The 26,301-nt window shown below is 59.5% G+C and carries 26 protein-coding genes; 9 read left to right on the forward strand and 17 right to left on the reverse strand.

What is annotated here, in order from left to right; all coding sequences use genetic code 11:
- Positions 1–6 precede the first annotated feature (6 nt).
- From AC22G1_RS07255 to fadE, 4 genes are all read right to left on the reverse strand, one after another.
- Positions 7–1,143 carry an efflux RND transporter periplasmic adaptor subunit gene (locus AC22G1_RS07255; protein ID WP_487316161.1) on the reverse strand — a complete coding sequence of 379 codons (1,137 nt, stop codon included), beginning with the start codon at positions 1,141–1,143 and terminating at the stop codon, positions 7–9.
- 180 nt (positions 1,144–1,323) lie between these two features.
- Entirely contained in the window at positions 1,324–1,968 is a 645-nt protein-coding gene (locus AC22G1_RS07260) for a hypothetical protein (protein ID WP_487316162.1), read from the reverse strand.
- A 116-nt stretch (positions 1,969–2,084) separates the two neighbouring features.
- Positions 2,085–2,528, reverse strand: coding sequence for an azurin (gene azu, locus AC22G1_RS07265; protein WP_487316163.1), 444 nt, complete (start codon positions 2,526–2,528; stop codon positions 2,085–2,087).
- Positions 2,529–2,730: 202 nt separating this feature from the next.
- Positions 2,731–5,196, reverse strand: a complete 2,466-nt coding sequence (fadE, locus tag AC22G1_RS07270; protein ID WP_487316701.1) for an acyl-CoA dehydrogenase FadE — start codon at positions 5,194–5,196, stop codon at positions 2,731–2,733.
- Positions 5,197–5,344: 148 nt separating this feature from the next.
- Between fadE and lpcA the strand changes: the two genes are divergently transcribed.
- The 3 genes from lpcA (at position 5,345) to AC22G1_RS07285 (ending at position 7,457) form a co-directional block, all read left to right on the forward strand.
- Positions 5,345–5,923 carry a D-sedoheptulose 7-phosphate isomerase gene (lpcA, locus tag AC22G1_RS07275; RefSeq protein WP_487316164.1) on the forward strand — a complete coding sequence of 193 codons (579 nt, stop codon included), beginning with the start codon at positions 5,345–5,347 and terminating at the stop codon, positions 5,921–5,923.
- A 154-nt stretch (positions 5,924–6,077) separates the two neighbouring features.
- Positions 6,078–6,617: a hypothetical protein gene (locus AC22G1_RS07280; protein ID WP_487316165.1), complete on the forward strand. Its 540-nt coding sequence runs from the start codon at positions 6,078–6,080 to the stop codon at positions 6,615–6,617.
- 60 nt (positions 6,618–6,677) lie between these two features.
- Positions 6,678–7,457, forward strand: a complete 780-nt coding sequence (locus AC22G1_RS07285) for a class II glutamine amidotransferase (protein WP_487316166.1) — start codon at positions 6,678–6,680, stop codon at positions 7,455–7,457.
- Here AC22G1_RS07285 and AC22G1_RS07290 read toward each other — a convergent pair.
- The 3 genes from AC22G1_RS07290 to purM are packed head-to-tail and all read right to left on the reverse strand — an operon-like array spanning position 7,444 to position 9,817.
- Positions 7,444–8,163: a DUF3108 domain-containing protein gene (locus tag AC22G1_RS07290; RefSeq protein ID WP_487316167.1), complete on the reverse strand. Its 720-nt coding sequence runs from the start codon at positions 8,161–8,163 to the stop codon at positions 7,444–7,446. The two genes, AC22G1_RS07285 and AC22G1_RS07290, sit on opposite strands and share 14 nt — an antisense overlap.
- Entirely contained in the window at positions 8,142–8,780 is a 639-nt protein-coding gene (purN, locus tag AC22G1_RS07295) for a phosphoribosylglycinamide formyltransferase (protein ID WP_487316168.1), read from the reverse strand. The genes AC22G1_RS07290 and purN overlap by 22 nt, the downstream gene beginning before the upstream one ends.
- Positions 8,777–9,817 carry a phosphoribosylformylglycinamidine cyclo-ligase gene (gene purM / locus AC22G1_RS07300; protein WP_050658758.1) on the reverse strand — a complete coding sequence of 347 codons (1,041 nt, stop codon included), beginning with the start codon at positions 9,815–9,817 and terminating at the stop codon, positions 8,777–8,779. The genes purN and purM overlap by 4 nt, the downstream gene beginning before the upstream one ends.
- A gap of 164 nt (positions 9,818–9,981) precedes the next feature.
- On the opposite strand from purM, the gene upp reads away from it, so the two are divergent.
- Genes upp through hda form a run of 4 tightly spaced genes read left to right on the forward strand, consistent with a single transcriptional unit; the run spans position 9,982 to position 13,668 of the window.
- Entirely contained in the window at positions 9,982–10,608 is a 627-nt protein-coding gene (gene upp / locus AC22G1_RS07305) for a uracil phosphoribosyltransferase (protein ID WP_123420800.1), read from the forward strand.
- A gap of 51 nt (positions 10,609–10,659) precedes the next feature.
- A complete protein-coding gene (locus AC22G1_RS07310) occupies positions 10,660–11,910 on the forward strand; it encodes a uracil-xanthine permease family protein (protein WP_487316169.1) in 1,251 nt (416 codons plus the stop codon).
- A gap of 51 nt (positions 11,911–11,961) precedes the next feature.
- The gene (locus AC22G1_RS07315; RefSeq protein WP_487316170.1) at positions 11,962–12,966 is read left to right on the forward strand and encodes a DUF2066 domain-containing protein; all 1,005 of its coding nucleotides are present in this window, start codon (positions 11,962–11,964) and stop codon (positions 12,964–12,966) included.
- Between the two features lie 9 nt (positions 12,967–12,975).
- Positions 12,976–13,668: a DnaA inactivator Hda gene (gene hda, locus AC22G1_RS07320; protein WP_050658754.1), complete on the forward strand. Its 693-nt coding sequence runs from the start codon at positions 12,976–12,978 to the stop codon at positions 13,666–13,668.
- A 29-nt stretch (positions 13,669–13,697) separates the two neighbouring features.
- On the opposite strand, the gene AC22G1_RS07325 is transcribed toward hda, so the two are convergent.
- The 4 genes from AC22G1_RS07325 to AC22G1_RS07340 all read right to left on the reverse strand — a co-directional run bounded on the left by AC22G1_RS07325 (position 13,698) and on the right by AC22G1_RS07340 (position 18,141).
- Positions 13,698–15,620, reverse strand: coding sequence for a PKD domain-containing protein (locus AC22G1_RS07325; RefSeq protein ID WP_487316171.1), 1,923 nt, complete (start codon positions 15,618–15,620; stop codon positions 13,698–13,700).
- Positions 15,621–15,760: 140 nt separating this feature from the next.
- Entirely contained in the window at positions 15,761–16,303 is a 543-nt protein-coding gene (locus AC22G1_RS07330; protein WP_487316172.1) for a flavodoxin family protein, read from the reverse strand.
- Positions 16,300–16,641, reverse strand: a complete 342-nt coding sequence (gene arsC / locus AC22G1_RS07335; RefSeq protein WP_487316173.1) for an arsenate reductase (glutaredoxin) — start codon at positions 16,639–16,641, stop codon at positions 16,300–16,302. Before arsC ends, AC22G1_RS07330 begins: the two co-directional genes overlap by 4 nt.
- Before the next feature lie 51 nt (positions 16,642–16,692).
- Positions 16,693–18,141, reverse strand: a complete 1,449-nt coding sequence (locus AC22G1_RS07340; protein WP_487316174.1) for a M48 family metalloprotease — start codon at positions 18,139–18,141, stop codon at positions 16,693–16,695.
- Positions 18,142–18,374: 233 nt separating this feature from the next.
- Here AC22G1_RS07340 and AC22G1_RS07345 point away from each other — a divergent pair, with 233 nt between their 5' ends.
- Positions 18,375–19,454 (forward strand): AI-2E family transporter, encoded by a 1,080-nt coding sequence (locus AC22G1_RS07345; RefSeq protein ID WP_487316175.1) that lies wholly within the window; start codon positions 18,375–18,377, stop codon positions 19,452–19,454.
- 24 nt (positions 19,455–19,478) lie between these two features.
- Here AC22G1_RS07345 and AC22G1_RS07350 read toward each other — a convergent pair whose 3' ends face one another.
- The 3 genes from AC22G1_RS07350 to ltaE all read right to left on the reverse strand — a co-directional run bounded on the left by AC22G1_RS07350 (position 19,479) and on the right by ltaE (position 22,562).
- A complete protein-coding gene (locus AC22G1_RS07350) occupies positions 19,479–20,972 on the reverse strand; it encodes a methyl-accepting chemotaxis protein (RefSeq protein ID WP_487316176.1) in 1,494 nt (497 codons plus the stop codon).
- Positions 20,973–21,090: 118 nt separating this feature from the next.
- On the reverse strand, positions 21,091–21,564 hold the full coding sequence (locus tag AC22G1_RS07355; RefSeq protein ID WP_487316177.1) for a GNAT family N-acetyltransferase: 474 nt from the start codon (positions 21,562–21,564) through the stop codon (positions 21,091–21,093).
- Entirely contained in the window at positions 21,555–22,562 is a 1,008-nt protein-coding gene (ltaE, locus tag AC22G1_RS07360; RefSeq protein ID WP_487316178.1) for a low-specificity L-threonine aldolase, read from the reverse strand. Before ltaE ends, AC22G1_RS07355 begins: the two co-directional genes overlap by 10 nt.
- A gap of 164 nt (positions 22,563–22,726) precedes the next feature.
- Here ltaE and AC22G1_RS07365 point away from each other — a divergent pair, with 164 nt between their 5' ends.
- Positions 22,727–24,580, forward strand: coding sequence for an ABC transporter ATP-binding protein (locus AC22G1_RS07365; RefSeq protein WP_487316179.1), 1,854 nt, complete (start codon positions 22,727–22,729; stop codon positions 24,578–24,580).
- A 38-nt stretch (positions 24,581–24,618) separates the two neighbouring features.
- On the opposite strand, the gene AC22G1_RS07370 is transcribed toward AC22G1_RS07365, so the two are convergent.
- The 3 genes from AC22G1_RS07370 to AC22G1_RS07380 form a co-directional block, all read right to left on the reverse strand.
- Complete coding sequence (locus AC22G1_RS07370) at positions 24,619–25,143, reverse strand: DUF2780 domain-containing protein (protein ID WP_487316180.1); 525 nt, start codon at positions 25,141–25,143, stop codon at positions 24,619–24,621.
- A gap of 124 nt (positions 25,144–25,267) precedes the next feature.
- The gene (bcp, locus tag AC22G1_RS07375) at positions 25,268–25,738 is read right to left on the reverse strand and encodes a thioredoxin-dependent thiol peroxidase (protein WP_487316702.1); all 471 of its coding nucleotides are present in this window, start codon (positions 25,736–25,738) and stop codon (positions 25,268–25,270) included.
- Between the two features lie 8 nt (positions 25,739–25,746).
- Positions 25,747–26,283, reverse strand: coding sequence for a glycine cleavage system transcriptional repressor (locus AC22G1_RS07380; RefSeq protein ID WP_487316181.1), 537 nt, complete (start codon positions 26,281–26,283; stop codon positions 25,747–25,749).
- Positions 26,284–26,301 lie beyond the last annotated feature (18 nt).

The raw sequence follows: 26,301 nt of genomic DNA on the forward strand, positions 1-26,301 counted from the left end.
CTCCCCTTACTGCTGCTTGGAGGCGTCAACAGCGGTGACCGGCGCGCCCGGGCGGACTTTTTGCAGGCCATCAAGGATCACCTTGTCACCCACCTTCAGGCCGCTGGTAATACGCCATTGGTTGCCTACCGCCTCGCCGGTGGTGACCGGGCGCATCTCAACTTTATTGTCGCTGGACACCACCATTACCGAGGCGTTGCCCTTGGCATCGCGGCTCACGCCCTTTTGCGGTACCAAAATGGCGTTGCTGTCTTCACCGGTGCTGACTTCGGCGCGTACATACATGCCGGGCAGCAAGGTGCCATCGGGGTTAGGAATGACGGCGCGAAGGGTGACCGAGCCGGTAGACTCGTTAACGTAAACCTCGGAGTACTCAATCTTGCCCTTGAGGGGGTAGGTGCTGCCGTCTTCGAGGGTCAGGGTGACCTGGGCCCCTTCAGACTGCTTGAGGTTACCCTGGGCCATCTTGGCGCGAAGGGCCTGGATGGCGGCGCTTGATTGGGTCAGGTCAACATAGATGGGGTCAAGCTGCTGCACCCGTACCAGCTCTTGGGTCTGGTTGGCAGTTACCAGGGCGCCAGCTGTCACCGCCGAAATGCCAATGCGGCCGCTGATGGGCGATTTCACATCGGTATAGTTGAGGTTGATCTTGGCGGTTTTTACCTGAGCCTCGGCTTCCTTGATGCTGGCCAGGGCCTGCTTGTAGGTGGCTTCGGCTTGGTCAAGATCTTGCTGGCTGACATAGTTGGTTTTCACCAGCTTCTGGTAGCGCTTGTAGGTTAGCTCGGCGGAGCGGGCATCGGCGTTGGCTTTGGCCAAGGAGGCTTCAGCACTGGCCTGGGCCGCTTCATAAGGGGCCGGGTCAATTTGATAGAGAGACTGGCCGGCGTCGACGTTACCGCCCTCGGTAAAGAGGCGCTTTAGCAGCACACCGGAAACCTGTGGGCGGATTTGCGCTTCCAAGAAGGCTTGCACCCGGCCTGGCAGCTCGGTGGTGAGGGTCAGCGGTTGAGACTGGACCGTCATAATGCCGACTTCCTGTGGGGGGCGCTGTTGACCTTGACCTGCCTGCTGGGCAGGGCTACATCCTGCCAGGGCGGCGGTGATCACCAGGGCCAAAATGGCACTTTTATGTTGTCGCATGACAAAAACCTCTGTGTTCAAAATGACGGTTCATAAACAGCAACGCAGTATTTTTAGAAGTGGCATGATATCAGGAAGGAATGAACGTTCATTCCCAAAAGCTGTTACAGAGCGTTTCGTGCCCAGGAACAAAAGCGACTTGTGTCGATTTTCCATTCAAAACAACACGCTAAATCCTGATCATGGCGTGTCATTCTTACTGGCGACTGACCGGTCTCGAAGTTCCCCGTCTAACCACAGTGCGGCCTGGGTCAAATAAGACTGGGACTGCAAACAAGCCTCTGGTGAGGTCAGCACCGGAATGGATTGCGCTTCACGGGTAAAAAGGCCACTGGGACTACGATAGACCACGTACTGCTTGTTGCCATCCATGCTGGCGTAAACTGACGAGCCGTAATCGGTATCGATAAGAAAGTGAAGCTTATCCAGCCAGCCGGGTTTTACCCAGGTGCGGGGGGATAAGGCGTAGGCGTGGTGCGGCGTGCTGTTGGCTTGGTCGATATCGCGAAAGCGCCCTTCAACCCGGTCGAGGCGGTATTGCGGCTCAAGGCCAAGTACCGTCAGCCAGTTAGGCCATTTGATAAAGCGGGCATCGATGCGCCAGTCGTCACCTTGAATGGGAAAGCTGCGCTCTTTGCAGCTGCCGGGAGTGGCCAGAAACAACTGGTAATGCTGGGGGCTCAGTTCTTTAAAGCGAACCGTGGCGATGGCGGTTTCAGCGCCAAGGCGGTCATAAGTGCGATAAAGGGCGAAAAACAGCAGGCTGCTGACCAGCAATCCGCTTAAGAGGCTCAACAGTAACAGCCGCCACAGCCACTTTATCATCCGTTTCGCTATCCCTTTGGCTTATCGCGTTTTTAGCCTATCCCAAGGCCAAGTTACCGTCACCTCTAAAAATAAACCCGGCCTGAGCCGGGTTTGAAAAAGCGTGCATCAAGCCGTTAGTTGACCACGAATTTGCCGTTCATCAAGGCAAAGTGCCCTGGGAAGGAGCAGAAGAAGGTGTAATCGCCTCCTTTTTGCAGCTTGCTCATATCAACGCTTACTTTGGCCTGCTCGCCACTGCCGATAATGGCGGTGTGGGCCAGTACCCGGGCATCCCCTTGGGGCAGGTAGTCGTTATCAAGGCCGGCCTGGGCACCGGCCATGGCCAGGGCTTGGTAATCGGCGGTTTTACTCAGCACCCAGTTATGGCCCATGGTTTGTTTGGGCATGCTACCCGAATGGGTGAGGGTAACAGTGAAGGTCTTGCAGCTGGCCGGAACGCTGATGGTTTTCTTGTCAAACTGCATGGCGTCATTGCCGTCAATGGTGGTGGCGCAGTCATCGGCAAGGGCCGGCAAGGCACTGACCGACAGCAACGCGGCCAACAGGGCTTTTCTCATTTTCAGACCTCCAAAGGTGTTGTCGTACCCAGCTTAGGCTATTTGGGCTGAGTTGTTAATGCCACAGGGCGCCCGCGCTTGGCAATGGCAAAAATCTTTGGTGATCAATGCATTATTGAAAAATGTGCGGGACGTCTACGGCAACCTAAAACACCGGGAATAAAAAAAGCCCCGCGACTGCAGGGCTTTTTTCGGTTCAGGCTCAGGCGGCTTTGCCGGCGGCCTTTTTCTCTTTTTTGACCAGTTCTTTGTCGGCTGCCAGGTACAGCGGGTCGAAGTCATCAACGTTGATGGCGCGCAGGCGGCCTTTCTCGGCGCGGCGCAGCAGCTCGGCTTCGTCTTCGCTGATGATACCCAGGGCCAGGCCTTCTTCGGCCACTTTATCAAGGCGCCAGAACAGGCGCTTGCGGTCGGTGGCCTTGGCAACCTTATCGAACACTGGCTCTACGGCCAGGATGTCTTCCAGGGTTTGCTCCAGCATACCCACGGCGTTGTTTTCAACGCGGCTCAGGTGCTGGCTGCTACCCAGTCGGCTGCGGGTTTCAGAGGGGGTTTGCAAGAAGGTGGCTACTTTGTAGTCCAACTTGTCGCCAGGACGGCTCACCGGGCGGCCCCAAGGCAGGATAACCAGGCGCAGTACCCGGCCAACCCACTTATTGGGGAAGTTGCGCAGCAGCTCGTCGAGGCTGTCTTGCAGCTTGGCTAGGGCATCTTCCACGCCCCATTGCAGCAGCGGCAGCTCTTCGCGGCGACGGCCTTCGTCGTTGAAGTGCTTGAGGGCGGCAGAAGCCAGATACAGCTGGCTCAGCAGGTCACCGAGGCGTGCTGAAACCCGCTCACGGCGCTTGAGTTCACCGCCTAGTACGCCCATGGCCACGTCAGACAGCAGCGCCAGGTTGGCAGAGAAACGGTTCATCTGCTGGTAGTAACGCTTGGTTTGGTCCTTGAACGGCGCGGCGCTAAAGCGAGCACCGGTCAGGCCCAGCCAGAAGGAGCGGAAGAAGTTGGACATGGCAAAACCGATGTGGCCGAACACGGCTTTATCGAAGGCCACCAGGGCTTGCTTCTTGTCTTCAATGGCAGCGGCTTCCAGCTCGGCCAGCACGTAAGGATGGCAGCGAATGGCGCCTTGGCCGTAGATCATCATGGAACGGGTCAGGATGTTGGCCCCTTCCACGGTGATGGCCACAGGGGCGCCCTGGTAGCCGCGGGCCAGGTAGTTTTCCGGACCCATGCAGATGCCTTTGCCGCCGTGGATGTCCATGGCGTCGATGATGCCTTTTTGCATCCGGTCGGTCAGGTGGTACTTGACGATGGCGGTGATAACAGAGGGCTTTTCACCCAGGTCCAGACCGGTGGTGGTCAGCTCACAGGTGGCACCCATCAGATAGGCGTTGCCACCCAGGCGCGCCAGCGGCTCCTGGATACCTTCCATCTTGCCGATGGGCAGGCGGAACTGGCGACGCACCCGGGCGTAGGCGCCGGAGGCCAGGGCCAGGGTTTTCAGGCCACCGGTGGCGTTGGAGGGCAGGGTGATGCCACGGCCAACGGACAGGCACTCAACCAGCATGCGCCAGCCTTGGCCAGCCATTTTCGGGCCACCGATGATGTAATCGAGAGGCACGAATACCTCGTTGCCGCGGGTCGGGCCATTCTGGAACGGCACGTTCAGCGGGAAGTGGCGACGGCCAATTTCCACGCCAGGGGTATGGGTAGGAATAAGGGCGCAGGTGATGCCAAGGTCTTCTTCGCCGCCCAAGAGGCCATCAGGGTCACGGAGTTTGAAGGCCAGGCCCAGCACTGTGGCCACCGGGGCCAGGGTGATGTAGCGCTTGTTCCAGGTGATTTTCATCCCCAGCACTTCTTGGCCTTCCCACTGGCCTTTGCACACCACGCCAAAGTCGGGAATGGCGCCTGCGTCGGAGCCCGCTTCCGGGCTGGTCAGGGCAAAGCAGGGAATTTCCAGGCCCTTGGCTAGGCGCGGCAGGTAGTAGTCTTTCTGCTCTTTGGTGCCGTAATGTTGCAACAATTCACCCGGGCCCAGGGAGTTGGGCACGCCGACGGTGGAAGACAGCACCATGGACACGCCGGTCAGGCGCTGCAGTACCAGAGACTGGCAGTAGGCAGAGAATTCGAGGCCGCCGTACTCCTTCTTGATGATCATCGAGAAGAAGCCTTTTTCCTTCATGAAATCCCACACTTCGGGGGCCAGATCGGCGCGCTCGTGGGTGGTTTCCCAGTCGGAGACCATGCGGCACAGTTCTTCAACCGGGCCGTCTAGGAAGGCTTGTTCTTCGGCGCTCAGCTGCGGCTTGGGAAAGCTGTGCAGTTTGTTCCAGTCCGGGTTACCGCGAAACAGCTCGCCGTCCCACCAGGTGGTGCCAGCTTCAATGGCTTCGCGCTCGGTGCTGGACATCTCCGGCATGATCTTGCGGTACAGCTTGAGGAAGGGACCGGAGATATAAGTGTGACGAAAGCTGGTGATATTAAGAGGTACCAGGATCAGCAGAGCCAGCAGCCACAGCCAGATGGACGCCGCTCCCAGCAGGCTGCCCACCACCAGGGCGCCGAACACGGCGACCGTGAAGGTCATCAGAGAGGCCCGGTGGTAGGCCAGGGCCCAGGCACCACCGAGGACCACCAGAGTCCAAATTAGAGTCAACACGATTCCCTCCTTACGGGTTCATTTCTCTTGAGAGGTCAGACCTCTGTGTTGTTGCCACTTTTTACTGGATACGACTCAGTGAATCAAGAAGGATTTGTTGATTATGGCTGGTTATAATCGTCAGCCACTCGGTCCACCCAGGAAGCGTTCCATGGAGTTACAAGACATCGTAAAAGCGCAGCTCAGCGAAGCTGCCGAAGTACTGGCCCGGTTCAGTCAGGACCAAACCCAGCTGGCAGCGGTATCCCAGGCCGCACAACTGTTAGCTGAGCAGTTCAAGGCCGGTGGCAAAGTGCTTGCCTGCGGGAATGGTGGCTCCCATTGTGACGCCATGCATTTTGCCGAGGAGCTGACCGGGCGTTTTCGGGATAATCGCGCCGGCTTGCCGGCCATCGCCATCTCTGACCCCAGCCATTTGTCCTGCGTCGGCAATGACTACGGTTTTGATTATGTCTTTTCCCGCTACGTCGAAGCGGTGGGCCAAAAAGGCGATGTCTTGTTTGGCCTGTCCACCTCTGGCAACTCGGCCAACATCATCAAGGCGGTAGAGGCGGCCAAGGCCAAGGGTATGAAGGTTATCCTGCTGACCGGAAAAGACGGCGGTAAGCTGGCCGGTATGGCCGACGTGGAAGTGCGGGTGCCGCATTTTGGTTACGCCGACCGCATCCAGGAAATTCACATCAAGGTGATCCACTCCATCATCCTGATGGTGGAAAAGCTGATGGCCTGAGACGCCTGAGGTAAGCGAAAGAACCGGTCGTACCCAAGACCGGTTTTTTAATAAATTGGCCTTGGCATTTTTGTTTTGTTGTTTATTGTTCTTGCCTTTTTTTGTACCATCACTGTCTCTTTTACATGGACTTTTATACAGGACGTAACAACTTATGCGTTTTATTACTTTTGTCGCCAGTCTCATCATGCTCGGAGGCTGCGCGCAGTCTTCCCAAGTTAGCTCCTTCAATCAATTCAAGGATGAAGGGGAAATCAACAAAATCATGGTAGTAAGTGCCGAAGGGGATGGCCTTAACCCCCCGGTAAATGAACAGTTCGTTCGGTCTTTGGTTGGGCGCAATGTTGAGATTGTGAGCAGCAATTCCTCGCTTATTGAAATGGCCGGTGCCAGCGATATCGTTGGCATGGTGCGTTTGTTAAAGAGGGAGCATGTCAGTCATGTGCTGCTGATCGAACCGCTTAAAAATAACAAGGCTTATCCAGAAGGTAGTTATGCGCCGCTTTGGGTGGCCTTCCCTGGTGCCATCAATACCCTTTCCAAGAAAAAGGTTGGCAATGCCTGGCTGGTTCGTATGTTCAGAGTTGACTCAGAGCGCATGGTTTGGATGGGCGTGACCCAGGACCCTCATTCGCTATTAAACCAATGGCATGAAACATACGCTGCCAACGGGTTAATGGTCGGTTCTATTTGACGCTGTCGCCCTTTATTCGGTAAACAATCTGGCGGATTGTCAGTATTGGAATAAAGGGCGATGTGTGAATTACTGGGCATGAGCGCCAACGTGCCGACCGATATCTGTTTTAGCTTTACCGGCCTTATCCGTCGTGGTGGCGATACCGGCCCGCACAAGGATGGCTGGGGCATCACCTTTTATGAGGGCAAGGGGTGCCGTACTTTTAAAGATCCCGAGCCGTCGCACCAATCCCCCATCGCCGGCTTTTTGCGCGACTACCCCATTAAAAGCTGCGCCGTGGTGTCGCATATCCGCCAGGCCAACCGTGGCCGGGTGGGACTGGAAAACACCCACCCCTTCACCCGCGAGCTGTGGGGCCGTAACTGGACCTACGCCCACAACGGCCAGCTAAGCGGCTACCAAAGCCTTGCCACCGGCCCACTGTCGCCAGTAGGTAACACCGACTCCGAGCGGGCCTTTTGCCACCTGCTGCACCGCATTCAAACGCGCTTTCCCAAAGGGCCGCCGGCCAAGGCCCAGACCCTGTGGCGTTTTATTGCCAGGGTTGCCGAGGAGCTTCGCGCCCTTGGGGTATTTAACATGCTGCTAAGCGACGGGCGCTACCTGATGGCCTATTGCAGCACCCAGCTTCATTGGCTCACTCGCCGCGCTCCGTTCGGGCCGGCCAAGCTGATTGATGAAGACATGGAAGTGGATTTTAGCGCCGTGACCACCCCTGATGATGTGGTCACGGTCATCGCTACCCGGCCGCTGACTCAAGGGGAGCATTGGACTGCCCTGGCGCCAGGGCAATTCGCGGTGTTCAGGCTGGGGGAGCTCTTTCTTACTGGGGGCTAGCGGCCTCGGCGGGGGCGGCGGTTTCTTTGTAGTCGGACAGCACCAGCTCCATCTGCTCAACCCCGTCCTTGGATTGCCACAACCTTACCAGGGTGTAGTGCAGCTTAGGGGCCAGCCAGAACAGGGTTTCCCGGCTGGAGTTGTCCCGCACCCGCTCTACCCGCAGGGTGTCGAGGTCGCCATAGGGGGTGGACAGACGTTCCTCACCCACCACCCGGAACCGGTACACCTTTTCTTTCAGTTCCTTGACGATGTGGTAGGTCACGTCCTTTTTACCGGCGGCCAAGTCCAGTGCCAGCTGCTGCTGGTAGGAGAGGGGATCGTACACCACCCCTTTGACATTGATGCCAGCGCCGCCGCTTCGCACCGTGTCCCCTTCGAAGCTTTCGCTTTCTTTGTCGTCAGGGCCGGTGCCGGTGCGTTTGTATTGGTATTGGTTGGCCTGTACCTGCTGGCCATCGCTTCCCAGGGTAAAGGTGGCGGTCTCTTCTCTTTGGTCGGAAAAGATAAGCCAGCTCAGATCTGAGGCGTTGTGCAGAATATAGGTGTTGCCGTCCTGTTTGAGGCTGCGCGTGCCCATACCCAGGGCTTTGCCTTTACGCAGGACCTTATAGGTGGCGTCGTAGGAAACAAGGGGGGATGCCATGGCAGGCAGCGACAGCGTCGCTGCCACCATGAACGATATCAGTGCGTTACGTACCCGCATGGCGGTAAAACCTGTCCGTCAAGCCAGGCCTTACCTTCGCCCATTTGCAATCTGCCGTCAACGAACCAAGCGCAGACCATGGGGTAAATAACATGTTCTTGCCGATGAACTTTCTCGGCCAGGCTGTCGGCGTTGTCAGCAGCCTCAATGGCCACCTTGGCCTGGGCGATGACAGGGCCACCGTCCAGCTCGGCAGTCACAAAATGTACCGACACGCCGTGCTCGCTGTCACCGGCGTCAAGAGCCCGCTGGTGGGTATCCAGCCCCTTGTACTTGGGCAGCAACGAGGGGTGGATATTCAGCAGCTTGCCTTCGAAGGCGCCCACAAATACCGGGGTAAGGATGCGCATAAAGCCGGCCAACACCACCAGATCGGCACCGAAATCGTTAACCGCCGCCACCAGGGCGGCGTCGTAACTTTCGCGGTCGCCAAAGTCTTTGTGACTCAGCACTCGGGTGGCAATACCGGCGTTTTCGGCGCGGATCAGGCCATAGGCCGAGGCCTTGTTGGCGATGACGCCCACCACCTGGCCGTTCACGGTGCCGGCCTGGCAGGCGTCGATGATCGCCTGCAGGTTGGAGCCGCTACCGGATATCAGGACAACCAGGCGTTTCAACGAATTTCTACCGCTTTGTCGCTGTCGCCGCGTTTGGCGATGGTACCGATGTGCCAGGGGCTTTCACCTTGCTCGGTCAGCACCGCCAGGGCCTCTTCCAGTTGGGAGTGAGGCACCACCAGCACTAGGCCGACGCCGCAGTTAAAGGTGCGGTACATCTCTTCGCGGGTGACGTTACCTTCGGCTTGCAGCCAGTTGAAGATGGCCGGCCATTGCCAGGAGGCTTCGTTAACCACGGCCTTGGCATCGGCGGGCAGGACTCTTGGAATGTTTTCCCAGAAGCCGCCACCGGTGATGTGAGACAGCGCCTTGACGCGCACCTTGCGAAACAGCTCCAGCACCGGCTTGACGTAGATGCGGGTGGGTTCGAGCAGCAGGTCGGCCAGGGGCTTGCCGTCAACGATGGTGTCGGCCTTGGCACCGGCCACTTCCACAATCTTGCGTACCAGGGAGTAGCCGTTGGAGTGCGGGCCGGAGGAGGGCAGGGCAATCAGGGCATCGCCTTCGCTAACGCCGCTGCCGTCGATGATTTTGGACTTTTCAACCACGCCAACGCAAAAGCCGGCCAGGTCGTAATCGTCGCCTTCGTACATGCCGGGCATTTCGGCGGTCTCGCCACCAATCAGGGCGCAGCCTGATTGCTCGCAGCCGTTGCCGATACCGGCAACCACTTGGGCGGCCACATCTACGTCCAGCTTGCCGGTGGCGTAGTAGTCGAGGAAGAACAGCGGCTCGGCGCCTTGCACGATAAGGTCGTTAACGCACATGGCCACCAAGTCGATGCCCACGCCGTCGTGGCGGTTCCAGTCCAGGGCCAGGCGCAGCTTGGTGCCGACGCCGTCGGTGCCGGCAACCAGCACCGGCTCCTGGTAGCCGCTGGGGATCTGACACAGGGCGCCAAAACCACCCAGGCCCCCCATTACTTCAGGGCGGCTGGTGCGGCGGGCCACACCTTTGATCCGTTCTACCAGGGCGTTACCTGCATCAATGTCTACACCGGCGTCTTTATAGGACAGGGACGTGCGTTTTTCGCTCATCGTCTTCCTCGAGGGCAAATTGGGGGTTTTTGGGCGGGGCGTATTGTAGCCGGGCCGGGCTTAAGTTGAAACGTTTTCCTCGCGGCTTTTTCCGTTGTTCCCCATGGCCGCAAAAGGTAAAATTGGCCGGTTTTGTGCCGGTAAAAAGAAATGGGAGCGCCCGAATGAAGATCTGCGAAGTCAAACACCCCCTGGTCCAACATAAACTGGGCCTGATGCGTGAAGCTGACATCAGCACCAAGCGCTTTCGTGAACTGGCCGCCGAAGTGGGCAGCCTGCTCACCTATGAGGCCACCAAGGATTTCGAGCTGGAAACCGTCACCATCGAAGGCTGGAACGGCCCGGTGGAGATTGAGCAGCTCAAGGGCAAAAAAGTCACGGTAGTGCCTATTCTGCGCGCCGGTCTTGGCATGATGGACGGGGTGCTGGAGCACATTCCTTCTGCCCGGGTCTCGGTGGTGGGCATGTACCGCAACGAAGAAACCCTCGAGCCGGTGCCGTATTTCGAGAAGCTGTGCGGTGACCTTGAAGAGCGGGTGGCCCTGGTGGTTGACCCCATGCTTGCCACCGGCGGCTCCATGGTTGCCACCATTGATCTGCTTAAAAAGCGCGGCTGCCAGCACATCAAGGTGCTGGTACTGGTGGCGGCACCGGAAGGCATCAAGGCCCTGGAAGCGGCCCATAATGATGTGGAGCTTTACACCGCATCGGTAGATAAGTGCCTGAATGAAGACGGTTATATCATCCCCGGCCTCGGTGACGCCGGCGACAAGATCTTCGGCACCAAATGAACCCGACCCGGCGCAGGCCGGGTTTTTAATATTGCTCAGAGAACACTGTGAATGTCCGTGACTGCCGATCCGTTCCATATCGACAATCCCCTTAAGCGCGCCCTTATCGGTGGCCAAATGCTGTTTGTGGCTTTTGGCGCCCTGGTGCTGATGCCGCTGCTAACCGGCCTTGACCCCAACGTGGCCTTTTTTACCGCAGGCGTCGGCACCTTGCTGTTCCAACTGGTTACCAAGCGCCAGGTGCCGGTATTTTTGGCCTCAAGCTTTGCCTTTATCTCGCCGGTGGTGATGGGCACCCAGCAGTTTGGCCTGCCGGCCACCCTGGGCGGGTTGGCCGCCTGTGGCGGCGTTTACATGCTGCTGTCGCTGGTTATCAAAATTCGCGGCGTTGGCATTATCGAGCGGGTGCTGCCGCCGGTGGTGGTGGGGCCCATTATCATCGTGATTGGCCTTTCCCTGGCCCACCTTGGCGTCAACATGGCCATGGGCAAAACCGGTAACGGCGCCGAGCAACTGGTAGAGCCTACCAAGGCGCTGGCTATTTCCATGGCGGCCCTGGCCACGACCCTTGCGGTAGCCATTTTTGCCCGCGGCATCTTTAAGCTCATCCCTATTATCTCGGGCATCATCGTTGGCTATCTGTTGTCCCTGGCCATGGGTATTGTCTCCTTTGACAAAGTGGCAGCAGCGGCCTGGTTTGCCATTCCGCACTTCACCACCCCCGAGTTTCGCTGGGACGCCATTTTGTGGATGCTGCCGGTGGCCATTGCCCCGGCCATCGAGCACGTCGGTGACGTGCTCACCATTGGCACCGTTACCGGCAAGGATTACGTCAAAAAGCCCGGCTTGCACCGCACCATGCTGGGGGACGGCTTGGCCACTACCCTTGCGGCCTGCTTTGGCGGCCCGCCCAATACCACCTATTCCGAGGTAACCGGCGCCGTAACCCTCACCAAAAGTTTTGACCCGCGCATCATGACCTGGGCCGCCGGCTTTGCGGTGGTACTGGCCTTTGTGGGGAAACTGGGGGCGGCGCTGCAATCTATTCCCTCGGTGGTGATGGGCGGCATCATGGTGCTGCTGTTTGGCTCCATTGCGGCGGTGGGCATCAACACCCTGGTGCGGGCCCAGGTGGATTTGGCCCAGCCTCGAAACCTCGTTATCTGCTCGGTGGTGCTGGTGTTTGGCATCGGCGGCATGGTGATTGGCCTCGGTTCCTTTACCCTCCAAGGCATCAGTTTGTGCGCCCTGGTGGCGGTATTACTGAACCTGGTATTACCCAGGGAACAGCATCCGTCTTGAGTCAGGGGGGCGCTGCCCCTATGATCGGGGCTTCCCGGCATGGAGAACGCCATGAAATCCTTTGTTTTTGTTTGCCTTACGCTGTTTTGCGGCCAGGTTTTTGCAGTGCCGGTGGGCGAGTTGTATCGCAGCCAGGTGGCTATCAAGAGCCAGACCGATACCGCCCGTGAAGCGGCCCTCAAAGCGGCCATGGCCCAGACCCTGGTGCGGGTGACCGGCAGCAGCGAGGCGGCCAGCGCCCCTGAGCTGGCCGAGCTGCTTAACGACCCATCCCCCTACGTGCTCTCCTATCGCTATGAGCAAGGGGACGATGGCCTGGAGCTTTATGCCGCCTTTGACCAGCACCTGCTGGACCAGGCCATTTGGCAGCACGGCTATGGCGTTTGGGGAGCCGAGCGCCCCACCACCTTGCTGTGGGTTGCCATCCAGGACGCCAGCGGCCAGCGCGACATGGTGAGCGATGCCTCAAGGCCGGTGCTGGCCAAGGCCGCCGTGGACGAAGGCAAGCAGCGTGGCCTGCCGATAGTGCTGCCGCTTTGGGATCTGGACGACAAAGTTAAGCTTGATGTGCTGGATGTGTGGGGCCGCTTTGACGAGCCGGTCAGCGACGCTTCCAGCCGCTACAAAGCCGCCCAGTTTGTGATGGCGCGCCTGACCCCGAACGGCCAGGGCTACGCCGCCGACTGGCAGCTGGACGGCGCCATTAGCCTGAGCGGTCAGGTCACCGGCGACACCCCCGAGGCCGCCATTCGCGCTTTGGTTGACGACCTCACCGACAAGCTCGCCGCCAACCTGGCGGTTAAAGGCCAGCTGTCCGAGCAGCGCAGCGAAATCACCCTGCTGGGTGTGGGCCGCGCCGAGGATTACCTCAAAGCCCTGGACGAGCTGAAAAAGCTGCCGGTGGTGGCCGATGCCGAGGTCACCGATGTCAAAGCCGGAGCCGTCACTTTCAGCCTGCAACTGCGGGGCGACCAGACCCAGCTCAGCCAGGCCTTGACCCTCAGCCGCCATTTCGAGGCCGGCCCTGATGGTCAGTACCATTTTGTGAATCGATGAGGACACCCAGTGCAGTTACCACTGGCCGTACAGCTGCCTGACGACGAAACCTTCGTCAGTTTCTACCCCAGTGACAACGCCCAGGTGGTGGCGGCAGTCAAAGGGGCCGCCCGGGCCGAAGGAAAAAGGGTGCTTTATCTGTGGGGCAAGGGCATGAGCGGGCGCAGCCACCTGCTGCACGCCGCCTGCGCCCTGGCTGCCGAGCGCGGCGCCCCGGCCGCTTACCTGCCGCTCAAGGCCCGCGACCAAATGGCGCCGGCCATGCTCGAAGGCATGGAAAAGCTGGCACTGGTTTGTATCGATGATGTGGGGGCTATCGCCGGCGACGCCGCCTGGGAGCGCCAGATCTTCGATTTATATAACCGCGCCCTGGAAACCCGCGACGGCGCCCACCTCATCATCACCGCCCAGGCGCCGCCCCAGCAGCTGGGTATTGTGCTGCCCGATCTTATTTCCCGGCTCGACTGGGGGGTGACCTACCAGCTGCACCCGCTGGATGACGAAGGTAAATTGGCGGCGCTGCAACTGCGCGCCGGCTTGCGCGGCTTTACCCTGCCGGACGATGTGGGGCGCTTTTTGCTCAATCGCCTGTCAAGGGAGATGCGGGCGCTGTTCGACGCCCTCGATTTGCTGGACAAGGCCTCTATCGCCGCCCAGCGAAAGCTCACCATTCCTTTCGTCAAACAGACTCTGGACCTGTAAAAAAAGCCCGCATGATGCGGGCTTTTTTGTCACTGCTTGGGAAGGGGCAGCACTCGGTCGTGGGCGCGCTGCAACAAGCGGTAGGGCACTGGGGTGTCGCTCACCCGCGCCCGCTCGCTCAACACCCCAAGGCTGGTGGCACAGGCCGGGGTGAGGTTATCCAGCCAGCCCTCGTTGCTGCAAAGCTCGGTGGGGGTGAGGCCGGTTAGCAGGGCTGCGGCATCGTCATAGACCTGGGGCAGAATGTTTTGCACCGCAAACAGCGCCCGGGGGCGGATATTGGCGGCGCCGATGCGGTTACGTTGGCCGCGATAAACCACGTAATCATTGCTGCTGGTGGGTGAGGCAGGGTTGTTGGTGACCGCCACATCCCGGTCTATGCCGTAGCGCAGCTTCATCATGGTTTCTTCAAAGAGCATGGCCAAGTCTTCGCGGGTGCTGGCGTAGTTGTAAAAATCGTTGGCCCGGTCTGGGAAGAAGAACCCGGCCACATCGCTTGGCAGGTAGCCTTGCTGGGTAACATCGGCGCTGTCGCCAAAAAAGCGTACCTGGCCCAGGCCGTACATCTCATTGGATTGCAGCGGATAGCCGTTGGTGAGCTGATCTGAGAGCAGCGGCGGGTTGGAGGCGGCGGTCAGGAAGGTATCGCTGCCGCTAAGGCCGGCTTGGCGCTTGGCCTGAGACATAAAATCGTTGGCGTGGCTGAGCTCATGATAGAGCAGCGAGCCTAAATCCAGGCCCATGGCTTCGATGGTGCGGGTCTGGCGGGCCTGGGGATCGGTGCTGGAGAAGGCGTAGGCGTCATCTTTCACATAGCGCCAGGGCATCACAAACTGCAAGTTGTCGCCAAAACCGGCCCGGTAGTCGGGCTGCTCGTTGATGAGATCCCGCTCGGCCGGGGTCAGCCACAGGCTGTCCGGGTCAAGGTAGATGGTGCCGGTCAGGGCCCAGTAGAAGGACGGGCGCACGTCGCTGGAAATCACGATGGCGGTAGTGGCCCCCAGCAAGGTTTTAAAGTCGTCGTTCGGGTCGAGGTTTTCCAAGAAGTAGGCAAAGCGCTCGCCCATCCAGGCATTGGACACCAATACCCTATCGAGAATGGCGTCCACGCTGGGGGTGTCGGTATTGAGCCCCAAAGGCGGCAGGGTATTGATGGTGCAAAGGTTATTGGCGGTCAGCTGGTTTGAATAAACGCAATTTGCCAGTACGCTGGCGTAGGGGCTGTCGCTGTGATACGGCCTGACGTAGGCCAGGGGGCTGGTGGTGGCGCAGTTATCGCCGCTGCCATTGCAAAAATAGGGGCTGGTTACCTCGGCGCGGTTACGCACCACCACATACGCGGTGTCGGTCAGCGTACCAGCGTCGGTTTGTGCCGTGCCTTCAAAGGTCATTACCGCATCGCCGCTCACCTGGGGAGCGGTTACAAACAATACCGGCTCGCTGCTGCTGGTTTCCAGGGTGGCACTGGGCCCGGAGAGCTGGCGAAACGACCAGCCGCTGACACTGCTAATGCCGGTGGCGTTTAGGCGCAGGGAAAATTCGGCCCCTTCGCTTACCGCCCGGTCAACCCGCAGCTGCGCCTGGGGGACGCTGGTGTCGGTAACGGTCAGGCTGGCGTCTTTACTCAAGGTGCTGCCGTCACTGCGGGTAGCGGTAAAGCGAAACTGGTAGCTGCCGGCCTCGCTGGCGTCAAAGCCGATACCGGCAGTCCCTGCTGACAGCAACTCGACGGTGGGGCCGCTTAGCTGGGTCCAGCTGTATTGGCTGTAACTGCCCTGAGGCAAGGTGGCGACTAAGCCTACCGCATCGCCGGTCAGGGCCTGGCTGTCGCCGCTGATAGTAAGTTCGGTCACCGGCTGGGTAACCACGTCGCTCACGTCACTGGAGCCACCACCGCCGCAGCCGCTCAGCATCAGCAGGCAGGCACCAAGAGGCCCAATCGTCCTTGTCAATAACCGCATCGCCACACTCTCTGGTTGTCATGATGTAAAGAGGTTGTGGTGTTTTTAGCTGCAAATCAAGTGCTTTGCCAGGGCAGGGGAAGTGGCGCCTTGTAAAGAAAAGCAGGCCGCCAGGTGATGGCGGCCGAAGATCAGGCGCAAAGTGCCTTGGCGGTTTTGGCCAGGCGCCGGCCCATGGCCAGGCACAGGGCCTTTTCATCATTGCTGATGGCGCCGTGCTCGGCCCAGTGGCTGGGGCCATAAGGGGTGCCACCGGTGTGGGTGTGATGCAGGGCAGGCTCGGTGTAGGGCAGGCCCAGCACCATCATGCCGTGGTGCAAGAGCGGCACCATCATCGCCAGCAAGGTGCTCTCATGGCCGCCGTGCAGGCTGCCGGCACTGGTGAAGACGCAGGCCGGTTTATCCACTAGGCTGCCGGCCAGCCAGTCGCTGGCGGTGCTGTCCCAAAACGCCTTCATGGGAGCTGCCATGCCGCCAAAGCGGGTGGGGCTGCCAAGGGCCAGGGCGCTGGCGTTTTTCAGCTCATCGGCGGCAATTTGCGGGTCTTCACCGTCTTCTTCGACGGTGCGCAGCCAAGTTTCTACCCCTTCTTCTTCGATACCGCGGGCAATGAGCCGCGCCATCTGGCGGGTGGCGCCGGTTTTACTGTAATAGAGCACCAGCACCGGGCTCATAGGATCTCCAGCACCTGCTCGGGCGGGCGGCCGATGCGCGCCTTGTCGCCATTTACCAAAATCGGCCGTTCAATCAGCTTGGGGTGCTCGCTCATGGCGTTAAGAAGCGCCGCTTCGTCGTTCACATTGGCCAGCCCCAGTTCCTTGTAAAGCTCTTCTTTGGTACGCATCAGTTGGCGGGCCGAACTAAAGCCAAGCTTGGCAAGCAGCGCCTTGAGGGTGGCCACATCCGGGCTTTGTTCCAGGTAGAGCACCAACTCTGGGGCCTGGCCTTGTTGCTCCAAAAGGGCCAGGGTTTCGCGGGACTTGGAACAACGGGGGTTATGGTAAAGCTGCATCTGTGTCTCCTTTGGGCTAGGGCCTATTGTAACGGCCCTAGCCCATGGGTGCTAACGGCGCTGCAAGGCCTCGAAGCGGGCTTTTTTGGCCCTAAGCTGGGCGATGCGGCCTTCGATGCGGCGCTGCTCGATAACGTTGTCGCCCAGCGCCTTGTAGGCGTTGTTGAAATGGCCGATGGCGCGGTCAAAGGCGCCAAGATAGGCCAGCTTTTCGGCCTGCCAGGCTTCGCGCTCACCCACATCCTTCACCTGGGCCTGAGCCTGGATCATAAGATCCATCGCCAAAGAGTCTTCAGGGTGAATATAAAGATAAGGCTCCAGTACCTTGATGGCCTCGCTGCCTTTGTTGGCCCGTACCCAGGCGTTGGCAAGGTTAAGCGCTACCACCGGGCTGTTGGGGCGGATCTCGGCCTCGGGAGCCAGGAAGCGGGCTGCTTCTTCACCGCGGTCAAGGCCGATAAGGGCGTCGACCTTGAGCGATTTGTAATAAAGGCTATGGGGCGAGGCCTTGAGCAGCTTGTTGGCGATATCCAGGGCGCCTTGGTAATCGTCAGACATCAGGGCCACCTGGCCAAGGCCATAATGAACTGCCTCTTCAAAGACGTATTCGTGGTTTTTTAGCTCGTTTTCCAGCCGCGGTTTGACCTTGTCCGGCGGGTCGCCGTACTGGGTGCGCAGCAGCATCTTAACCAGCTCGAAATCCAGGGAGGGTTTGCGGATAACCTTGGGCAGCTGCATGGCGCGGGTGCGGGCTTGGGCTACCCGGGTTTCGGACAAGGGGTGGTCGAGCAGGAATTCCGGCGGCTTTGACACAAAGCGGTATTGGTCCACCAGCTTTTGGAAGAAGTCCGCCATGGCCATGGGGTCGAAACCCGAATGGTAGAGGGTATTAAATCCCACCCGGTCGGCCTCGGCCTCGTTGGAGCGGGTGTAGTTGATGCTGAACTGCTGGTTGGCGGCTATGGAGGCCTGCAAGCCAGCCATGCCCAGCTCCGGGTTGGCAATACCCACCAGGATGGAGCCGACGATGCTGGCGATGGTCAGCGGCATGCTCTTTTGGCTTTCTTCCATCTTGCGGGCTAGGTGGCGCTGGGTCACGTGGGAGATCTCGTGCGCCATGACCGAGGCCAGCTCGTCTTCGTCGTCGGCTTCGGTGATGATCTTGGTAAAGATGGCCACATGGCCGCCAAAATAGGCGAAGGCGTTCAACTCGTTGACGTTGAGCACCATGAAATCAAAAGGGTAATTGACGTTATCGGCGTGAGACACCAACCGGTGCCCCAAGGCCTGGATATATTCGGTTACCAGCGGGTCACGCACCATGGGCGCCTGGGCGCGCAGTTGGTAGGTGTAGAGTTCGCCGAGCAATTCTTCCTTTTCGAGGCTCAGCACAGACAGGCCTGCGGTACCTATCTGGGGTAGATCGCTATTGGCCGCCACCGGTAGGGGGCTGACCATGGCCACGCTCAGCAGGGCCGCTATGATTCCTTTATGCTTCATTCACTTGACTCGCTTTGGCGGGCCTATACAACATACCAACTGGACCACAAAAAGTCCTGTTTGTTTCCGACAGGTTCTCCCCGCATAATGAGGTCGCCCAGGGGCGCCCTGGCTAAAACGGCCAAGGCCCTATCACAACACATAACGCCCTGCGGGCTTTGCACGGTGTTTCAGGTTGGCCTCAACCTGGCTGTGCCATCCTCGACACGCCCCACAACATTCCGGGAGATGCTTTGAAATCCTTGGTGCTCGATTGGTTCCGTCGCCGCTTTTCAGACCCTAATGCCATCACCCTGTTTTTGCTGTTGGTGTTCGGCTTTTTGGCCATCTACCTGCTGGGCAATGTCATGGCGCCGCTACTGGTGGCACTGGTACTGGCCTACCTGCTGGAATGGCCGGTGCAAAAGCTGGTCAACCTGAAGATGAGCCGCACCTTGGCCACGGTGCTGGTGATGCTGCTTTTTATCGGGCTGTGCCTGATGATCATGGTGTTCTTGCTGCCCACCCTCTGGACCCAGACCTCCAACCTTGTCAAAGAGCTACCCAACATGCTCGACCATGTGCGCAGCTTTGTGCTGGAGCTGCCCGACCGCTACCCGAGCCTGGTGCAGCCCGAGCAGGTAAAAACCCTGGTGGACGAGTCGCAAAAAACCCTCATTAACTGGGCCCAGACCGCCCTTGGCTTTACCGTTGGCTCCCTTGGCAACGTGGTGGCCATCCTGATTTACCTCATCCTGGTGCCGCTGCTGATGTTCTTTTTGCTAAAAGACAAGCAAAGCCTGATTGGCGGCCTGCAGCGCTTTATGCCCCGTAACCGCAAGCTGGCCCAACAGGTGTGGCACGAGATGAACGTGCAAATCGTCAACTACATCCGCGGCAAGGTGCTGGAGATCATCGTGGTGGGGGTGGCCAGTTACATCACCTTTGCCATCTTTGGCCTGCGCTACTCGGTGCTGCTGGGATTGGCGGTGGGGCTGTCGGTGCTTATCCCTTACATCGGCGCGGTGGTGGTTACCATTCCAGTGGCGCTGGTGGCAGCGGTGCAGTGGGGGCTCGACAGCACCTTTATCTACCTGATGGTGGCCTACGGGGTGATCCAGGCCCTGGATGGCAACGTGCTGGTGCCCATCCTCTTCTCCGAGGCAGTTAACCTGCACCCCATCTTTATCATTCTGGCGGTGCTGTTTTTCGGCGGGATTTGGGGCTTTTGGGGGGTGTTTTTCGCCATCCCCCTGGCCACCCTGGTCAAGGCGGTACTCAACGCCTGGCCCATCCCCGAGCCCGAAGAAAGCGGCGCGGGCGAAGCGGCATGAAAAAGGCTCCCTCGGGAGCCTTTTTCAGCTGCTAAGCCGGGGGAGATAAAGCATTCCCAACTGGCGAGTCATGTTCTGCTCCTGCTCGCTTATCTGCCGAGTCAGGGCATCAAGGGCCTGGATGGCGGTATCTATCTGCTGCTGGCGGCTGCGCATCTCACTGGCGCCACCGGCCATGCCCTGGGCCAGCTGATGCTGCTGGTGGGTGGCTGATGCCACCTGGGTGATTTGGTTGCTGCCAAGCTCCAGGGTTTGCTGGCTGGCATTGATGCGTTCGGCCACATTGAGCGCGGCTTCCTCGCTGAGCCCGGCTTTTTTCTCACACTCGCGCATGGCATTGACCGACGATGCCACCTTTTGCTGCAAGGTGCTGATGAAGTTGGCAATTTCCCCAGTAGAGCTTTGGGTTTGGGCGGCCAGCGCCCGCACTTCGTCGGCCACCACCGCAAAGCCGCGGCCAAGATCCCCGGCTCGGGCCGCTTCAATGGCGGCGTTCAAGGCCAGCAGATTGGTTTTGTCGGCTATCTCGGTTATCACGTCCAGCACCTTGCTGATGGCGCTGCTGGCTTGGTTAACGTCTCCCAGCAACGCGGCGGTCTGGCCAATTTGCTGGCGCATCTCGACACTGGCCGAGGCGGCGGTGTCGGTGGCGGCTCTGGCCTGCTGCTGCTGGGTCACCGCTTCACTTACAAAGCGCTGGGCCTGCTCGGCGCTATCGGCAATGTGGTTTGCCGAGGCCGACATCTCCTCCACGGCGCCAGCCAACTCGTGAAGCGCCTGGCTGCTGGCCTGGCTTTGCTGGCCGATAAGCTGGCTTTGGCGCACTAAGTCTTGGTTGAGCTGGCCAAGGGCTTCTTTTTCTCGCACCAAAGAGCGGCCAAGGCCCACCAGGGCACCGATCAGGTCGCGAAAGCGCTTTAGCACCCCGGTGAGCGGCGGCACTTCCACGTCGAGGTTAATCACCCCTTGCTGGCCGGTCATGGCCTGGCTGGTTTCTGTCAGCAGGTCGCCTTGCAGGTGCTCCTGGCGCGATTGCAGAGCCACCGTTACCAGCACGATGGTTTCCACCACCACATAGGCGGCGTGCAGGGTAACGATAAACCAGTGATTGCCCATATGGTTGAACAGCCACACCGGGTAGCCCTCGGCTTGGAGCAGGCAAAACAGCAGGTGGTGAAGGGCGATGGTGACGGCGCCGCTCAGCAGGGTCTCTATCTGGCGGTAGACCGCCAGGATGGCCAGCATCACAAAGACCCCGAAGTGGATCTCGATAAGGCCGTGGGCCAGGTGGATTTGCAGGGCCACCATGGCCATCTGCAATATCGCCATCAAAGGGCCGCTGGCGCGGTGGCGGCCCAGGGTAAAGCGCAGCAAAGCCGCCAGGGCCACCAACACCAGCCCAAAGCCCAGTGCCTGGCCCCACATGCCATACCAACTGGCAAGGTAGAGGCTGAACAGGAAACTTAGCCCCATCACCCATAGCATCAGGGCGTTGGCCTTTTCCAGCCGGGCTCTCATCAAAGAATGCTTGTCGGACATCATTAAACCCTCGCTGTTGCCGATACAGGCCCCCGAAACGGAGGCGGAGTTTAATGCAAAAAATAGGAGTTCGTTGGCGGTTTTGCTGGGGGAAGGCTCAGTTTTCCAAGGATTTTTCCATGGTCCAGTTCACCAGCACCTTGCCCTGGCGCTGTACCTGGTTTTCGCTGGTGACTTTAAAGCCTTGTTTTAAAAAGAAGGGTTTGGCCAATTTCGAGGCATCCACGGTCAGTAGATGAATGCCCTGGCGGCGAGCTTTGGCTTCAAGAGCGTCAAAGAGTGCCTGGGCCACCCCCTGGCGTTGTTGGCCTGGGCTGGTAAAGGCTAGGCCAATCAGGCCAGAGGGCTCCATGGTCATAAAGCCCACTGGGGCGCCGCCTTGTTCGGCCACCAGTGGCCGCAATAAATCCAGCCGGCGCTGCCACAGCACATGGTCAATGGGGTAGGGGGCCCAGGCGTCGAGCTGCGCCTGGGTATAGGGGCCAAGGGCCGAACGGTGCACGCTGTCGTAAAAGAGCTCGGCCAGGGCCTTGGCGTCGGCGGGGTGATAATCGCGAAGGGTCAGTGACACCGGTAGAAATCCGCGATGGCGGCGGCCAGGGTTTCCACGTCCTGGCTGGTAACCCCCAGATGGGTAACAAAGCGGATGGGGGCGCCAGCGTTGATGAGAATGCCGCGGTTTTGCAAGAAGGCTTTTAACTCCAGGGCCCGGTCGCGGCGGCAGCGGGCATAGAGGATGTTGGTGGGGGTGGTGGTGACCTCAAGAGCCGGGATGGCCCTTAGCCGCTCGGCCAGCAGCTGGGCGTTGTCGTGGTCAAAATGCAGGCGCTCGGGCATTTTATCCAGCGCTATATGGGCTGCGGCGGCAATGATGCCGGCCTGGCGCATGCCGCCGCCCAGCATCTTGCGAAGGCGCCGGGCCTTGGCGATAAAGGCGCTGTCGCCCATCAGCAGTGAACCGATAGGTGCCCCCAGGCCTTTGGACAGGCACACACTCATGGAGTCGTAGTGTTTGGCGATGAGCTTGATATCCACCCCAAGGGCGACGGCGGCGTTAAAGACCCGGGCGCCATCGAGGTGCAGTTTCAGGCCGCGAGCCTGGCAAAGGGCGGCTACCTGGGCCTGGTAATCAAGGCTCAGCACCTTGCCGCCGATGGTGTTTTCCAGCGACACCAGCCGGGTACGGGCGAAGTGGAAGTCGTCGGCCTTGATGGCCGCTTCAATGGCCTCAAGGGGCAGGGAGCCGTCGGCGGCGTTGTCGATGGGCTGGGGCTGAATACTGCCCAGCACCGCCGCGCCGCCGGCTTCGTATTTGTAGTTGTGGGCCTGCTGGCCGCAGATGTATTCCTCGCCGCGCTCGCAATGGCTCATCAGCGCCAGCAGGTTGGCCTGGGTGCCGGAGCTGGTAAAGAGCGCCGCCTCAAAGCCCAACTTGTCGCAGGCAAAGGCTTCCAGGGCGTTGACGGTGGGGTCGTCGCCGTACACATCGTCTCCCACCAAGGCCTGGGCCATGGCATGGCGCATCTCGGGGCTGGGCTGGGTTACGGTGTCACTGCGAAAATCGATCATCGTCTGCTCCTGGGCAAGATTAGTGGCTTGGTTATATCGCAAGGCCGGGGCAGATGCACTGCCATTAGGCCATTTTACTCATAAGTGCATTTCACCGGCAGCCATCGCCCCAGGCACCATGAGGGTGTATCCTTGCGCCACTTTTGTAAGAGGTTCGAGATTTTATGTTCGGCTGGTTTGAGCGACGCCTGGATCCTTTGCCCAAGGACGAGCCCACCATTCCGCCCCGCACCCTGGTGGCGTTTTGTCTGCATTACACCAAGGGCGCCTGGCCCTACCTGGGCCTGGCGGCGCTGATGATGGCGCTGGTGGCGGTCACCGAAGTGTGGCTGTTTGGCTTTATGGGCAACATTGTTGACTGGTTGTCCGGCCTTAACCGCGAGACTTTCCTAAAAGACGAAGGCCTCAAGCTGACGTTGATGGCGCTGGTGGTGCTGGTGGCACTGCCGGCCTTTGTCGGCCTGCACTCGCTGGTGAATTTCCAGACCCTGATTGGCAACTTCCCGATGCGCATCCGCTGGATGGTGCACCGCTATCTTCTGAAGCAGTCCCTGGCCTTTTATCAAGACGAGTTCGCCGGCCGGGTTGCCACCAAGATGATGCAAACGGCGCTGGCGGTGCGCGAATGCGTAATGAAGCTTTTGGACGTGCTCAATTACGTGGCGGTGTATTTTATTGGCACCCTGGTGATTGTTGGCAGCGCCGACTGGCGGCTGGTGCTGCCGCTGGCCATGTGGCTGCTCTGTTACCTCGGAATGCTGCGCTATTTCGTGCCCAAGCTCTCCAAAGTGTCGGCAGTACAGGCCGATGCCCGCTCCTTGATGACCGGGCGCATTGTCGACAGCTACACCAATATCCAGACCGTTAAACTCTTCTCTCACGGCAAGTGCGAGGCCGACTACGCCGAAGAGGGCATGCGCGGCTTTATGGGCACCGTTTACGCCCAGATGCGGCTGGTAACCAAGCTCAACATCGCGCTTTATATCCTCAACGCGCTGCTGCTGTTCTCGGTAGCAGCTCTGGCGCTGTGGCTGTGGCTGCATCAGGCGGTATCCATCGGTGCAGTGGCAGTGGCCCTTGGCCTGGTGCTGCGGCTGTGGGGCATGTCCCAGTGGATCATGTGGGAAGTGTCGGCGCTGTTTGAAAACATCGGCACGGTGCAAGACGGCATTGGCTCGATTTCGGTGCCAAGGCTGGTGGAAGACAAACCCGACGCCGAGCCGCTGGCAGTAAGCCAGGGCGGCATTCGCTTTGAAGACATCCGCTTTCATTACGGCAAGGAAAGCGGCGTTATTGAGCAGCTCAACCTCGATATCAAGCCTGGCGAAAAGGTGGGGCTGATTGGCCGCTCCGGGGCCGGCAAGTCAACGCTGGTGAACCTGCTGCTGCGCTTTTATGACCTCGAAGGCGGGCGCATCCTTATCGACGGCCAGGACATCAGCGCCGTGACCCAAGACAGCCTGCGCGCACAAATCGGCATGGTCACCCAGGACACCTCATTGCTGCACCGCTCGGTGCGGGACAACATCCTTTACGGGCGCCCCGATGCCAGCGACGAGATGATGCATCAAGCCGCCAAGCGAGCCGAGGCCGAAGCCTTTATCGCCGGCCTGACCGACGCCGCCGGGCGCACCGGTTTTGAGGCTCATGTGGGGGAGCGGGGCGTGAAGCTCTCCGGCGGCCAGCGCCAGCGTATCGCCATCGCCAGGGTGATGCTCAAGGACGCGCCCATTCTTATTCTGGACGAGGCCACCTCGGCCCTGGACTCGGAAGTAGAAGCGGCCATCCAAGAGAACCTCTACCGGCTGATGGCGGGTAAAACCGTGATTGCCATCGCCCATCGCCTGTCTACCATCGCCGCGATGGATAAATTAGTGGTGATGGACAAAGGCCAGATAGTGGAAGTGGGCAGCCATGAACAGCTCCTGGCCCAAGGCGGCATTTATGCCCAGCTCTGGCAGCGCCAGTCAGGCGGCTTTTTGGATGCCGGCGACGGCGCCGGTGAAAAGCGGGCTTAATCACGAAAAAAGAAGGGGGCTCGCAGCCCCCTTCTTTCTTAACCCCCCAGCAGCGCCGTTTTCAGGCTCTGCATCAGGGCAGTGCCGCCTTTTGACTGCACGTAATCGAGGATGGTGGGCAGGAACTGGCGCACCATGCCCGAGTCCATACCGAGTGATTCAAAGGCGCCGTTGAGATCTTCCAGGCCATAGTTGTCCCCCAGCATGGAGGTGGCCTTGCCCAGCAGGCTGGAGGTGCCGCCATCTTGCTGGTCAGAATCCACAGAGGCGGCATCGGGGGCGGCTTTAAGGAGATCGCCCATGTTGGGGATGATGTCGCTGAGCTTGCCAAAGTCGGCGCTGCTCATTTTGTCTTTGGCCATGGCCATGATGGCGCCGGTGCCACCTTCGGCCTGGCCTTGGGTGACCCCAAGGGAAGACACCAGGGTGCTAATCAGGTCGCCCTGCTGCTGGGTCTGGCTGGTGGTGCTGCTTTTCAAGAGACCGCCCAGCTTGCCAAGGTCGGTGGCGTGGGCAGGTAGGGTAGAGGCGGCCAACAGGGCCACGGCGGCGAGCACTTTCATCTTTCCTCCAAAGGGCCTAACAAGATGCCCTTGTTGTTGTCGCTCCATGGTGATGAATATCGCCTTAATGCGCTGTCATACCAAGGGTTTGGGTGTAAAAAAAGGTGCCCAAGGCACCTTTTTGTCAGCCGTGCTGTGCCAGCCAGTCCAGCACCACCTGGTGGTGATCGCTGGTTTTGAATTTATCAAAGCGGTGGCGAACGGTGCCGTCTGGGCCAATCAAAAAGCTCAGGCGGTGGATACCGTCAAACTCGCGGCCCATGAATTTTTTCAGCCCCCACACCCCGAAGGCCTCGGCCACCTGGTGGTCTTCGTCGGCCAGTAGTGGGAAGTTAAGGGACTGCTTTTGTTCAAAGTTTTTAAGGCGCTTAACCGGATCTGGGCTGATGCCCAGCACCGCGACGCCTTTGGCCTTTAGCTCGCCCAAGGTGTCGCGAAGACCGCATGCCTGCACGGTGCAGCCGGGGGTGCTGGCCTTGGGGTAGAAGTACACCAGCACTTGCTGGCCGGCAAAGTCGCCAAGGCTAACGGTGTTGCCGTCTTGGTCGGCAAGGGAAAAGGCCGGGGCTTTGTCGCCGGCGCCAAGGGGATTAATGGACATCATCACTCCTTATGACGAATTTCAGTCAGGGGGGTCAGATGGGACAGTTGGATATCGAGGCTGGCCGCCTGTGCCAAAGGCGCGAGGCTGGCTTCAAATTCCCCCAGATCGGCCCCATCGGGCAGGTTGATACGCACCGCCATGTGCAATTGTTCACCCTCGGTGCTGGCTGAGAGCGCCGAGATGTCCAGCTGCTTTTCGGCCAGGAACTGGGTGACCTGGGAAATAACCCCTGGGCGGTCGGGAGTGACGGCGGCCAGTTCCAGTCGATGGGCGTAGTTGGCGGCCTGATGCTGGCCGGTGCGTTTCATCATGGTCAGCAGGTTGTGGTCACGGGCCATCACCGGCAGCTGGCTTTCCAGGCGGGCTACCGCATTCCAGTCTCCGCTGATGAGCATAATCAGGGTAAACTCGTTGCCCAGAATGGCCATGCGGCTATCGTCGATGTTGCAGTTGCACTGACTGGCCATCTTGACCAGTTCATTGACGATACCGGGCCTGTCTTCACCGACGGCGGTCACCACCAAAAATTGGCTCATTCACTGTCCTTTCAAAGC

Source organism: Gallaecimonas zhanjiangensis (assembly GCF_057624825.1).

Coding starts and splice junctions, on each gene's coding strand:
- AC22G1_RS07255 (WP_487316161.1), bottom strand. CDS start 1,143: ATGCGACAACATAAAAGTGCCATTTTGGCCCTGGTGATCACCGCCGCC.
- AC22G1_RS07260 (WP_487316162.1), bottom strand. CDS start 1,968: ATGATAAAGTGGCTGTGGCGGCTGTTACTGTTGAGCCTCTTAAGCGGA.
- azu (WP_487316163.1), bottom strand. CDS start 2,528: ATGAGAAAAGCCCTGTTGGCCGCGTTGCTGTCGGTCAGTGCCTTGCCG.
- lpcA (WP_487316164.1), top strand. CDS start 5,345: ATGGAGTTACAAGACATCGTAAAAGCGCAGCTCAGCGAAGCTGCCGAA.
- AC22G1_RS07280 (WP_487316165.1), top strand. CDS start 6,078: ATGCGTTTTATTACTTTTGTCGCCAGTCTCATCATGCTCGGAGGCTGC.
- AC22G1_RS07285 (WP_487316166.1), top strand. CDS start 6,678: ATGTGTGAATTACTGGGCATGAGCGCCAACGTGCCGACCGATATCTGT.
- AC22G1_RS07290 (WP_487316167.1), bottom strand. CDS start 8,163: ATGCGGGTACGTAACGCACTGATATCGTTCATGGTGGCAGCGACGCTG.
- purM (WP_050658758.1), bottom strand. CDS start 9,817: ATGAGCGAAAAACGCACGTCCCTGTCCTATAAAGACGCCGGTGTAGAC.
- upp (WP_123420800.1), top strand. CDS start 9,982: ATGAAGATCTGCGAAGTCAAACACCCCCTGGTCCAACATAAACTGGGC.
- AC22G1_RS07310 (WP_487316169.1), top strand. CDS start 10,660: ATGTCCGTGACTGCCGATCCGTTCCATATCGACAATCCCCTTAAGCGC.
- AC22G1_RS07315 (WP_487316170.1), top strand. CDS start 11,962: ATGAAATCCTTTGTTTTTGTTTGCCTTACGCTGTTTTGCGGCCAGGTT.
- AC22G1_RS07330 (WP_487316172.1), bottom strand. CDS start 16,303: ATGAGCCCGGTGCTGGTGCTCTATTACAGTAAAACCGGCGCCACCCGC.
- arsC (WP_487316173.1), bottom strand. CDS start 16,641: ATGCAGCTTTACCATAACCCCCGTTGTTCCAAGTCCCGCGAAACCCTG.
- AC22G1_RS07340 (WP_487316174.1), bottom strand. CDS start 18,141: ATGAAGCATAAAGGAATCATAGCGGCCCTGCTGAGCGTGGCCATGGTC.
- AC22G1_RS07350 (WP_487316176.1), bottom strand. CDS start 20,972: ATGAGAGCCCGGCTGGAAAAGGCCAACGCCCTGATGCTATGGGTGATG.
- ltaE (WP_487316178.1), bottom strand. CDS start 22,562: ATGATCGATTTTCGCAGTGACACCGTAACCCAGCCCAGCCCCGAGATG.
- AC22G1_RS07365 (WP_487316179.1), top strand. CDS start 22,727: ATGTTCGGCTGGTTTGAGCGACGCCTGGATCCTTTGCCCAAGGACGAG.
- AC22G1_RS07370 (WP_487316180.1), bottom strand. CDS start 25,143: ATGAAAGTGCTCGCCGCCGTGGCCCTGTTGGCCGCCTCTACCCTACCT.
- AC22G1_RS07380 (WP_487316181.1), bottom strand. CDS start 26,283: ATGAGCCAATTTTTGGTGGTGACCGCCGTCGGTGAAGACAGGCCCGGT.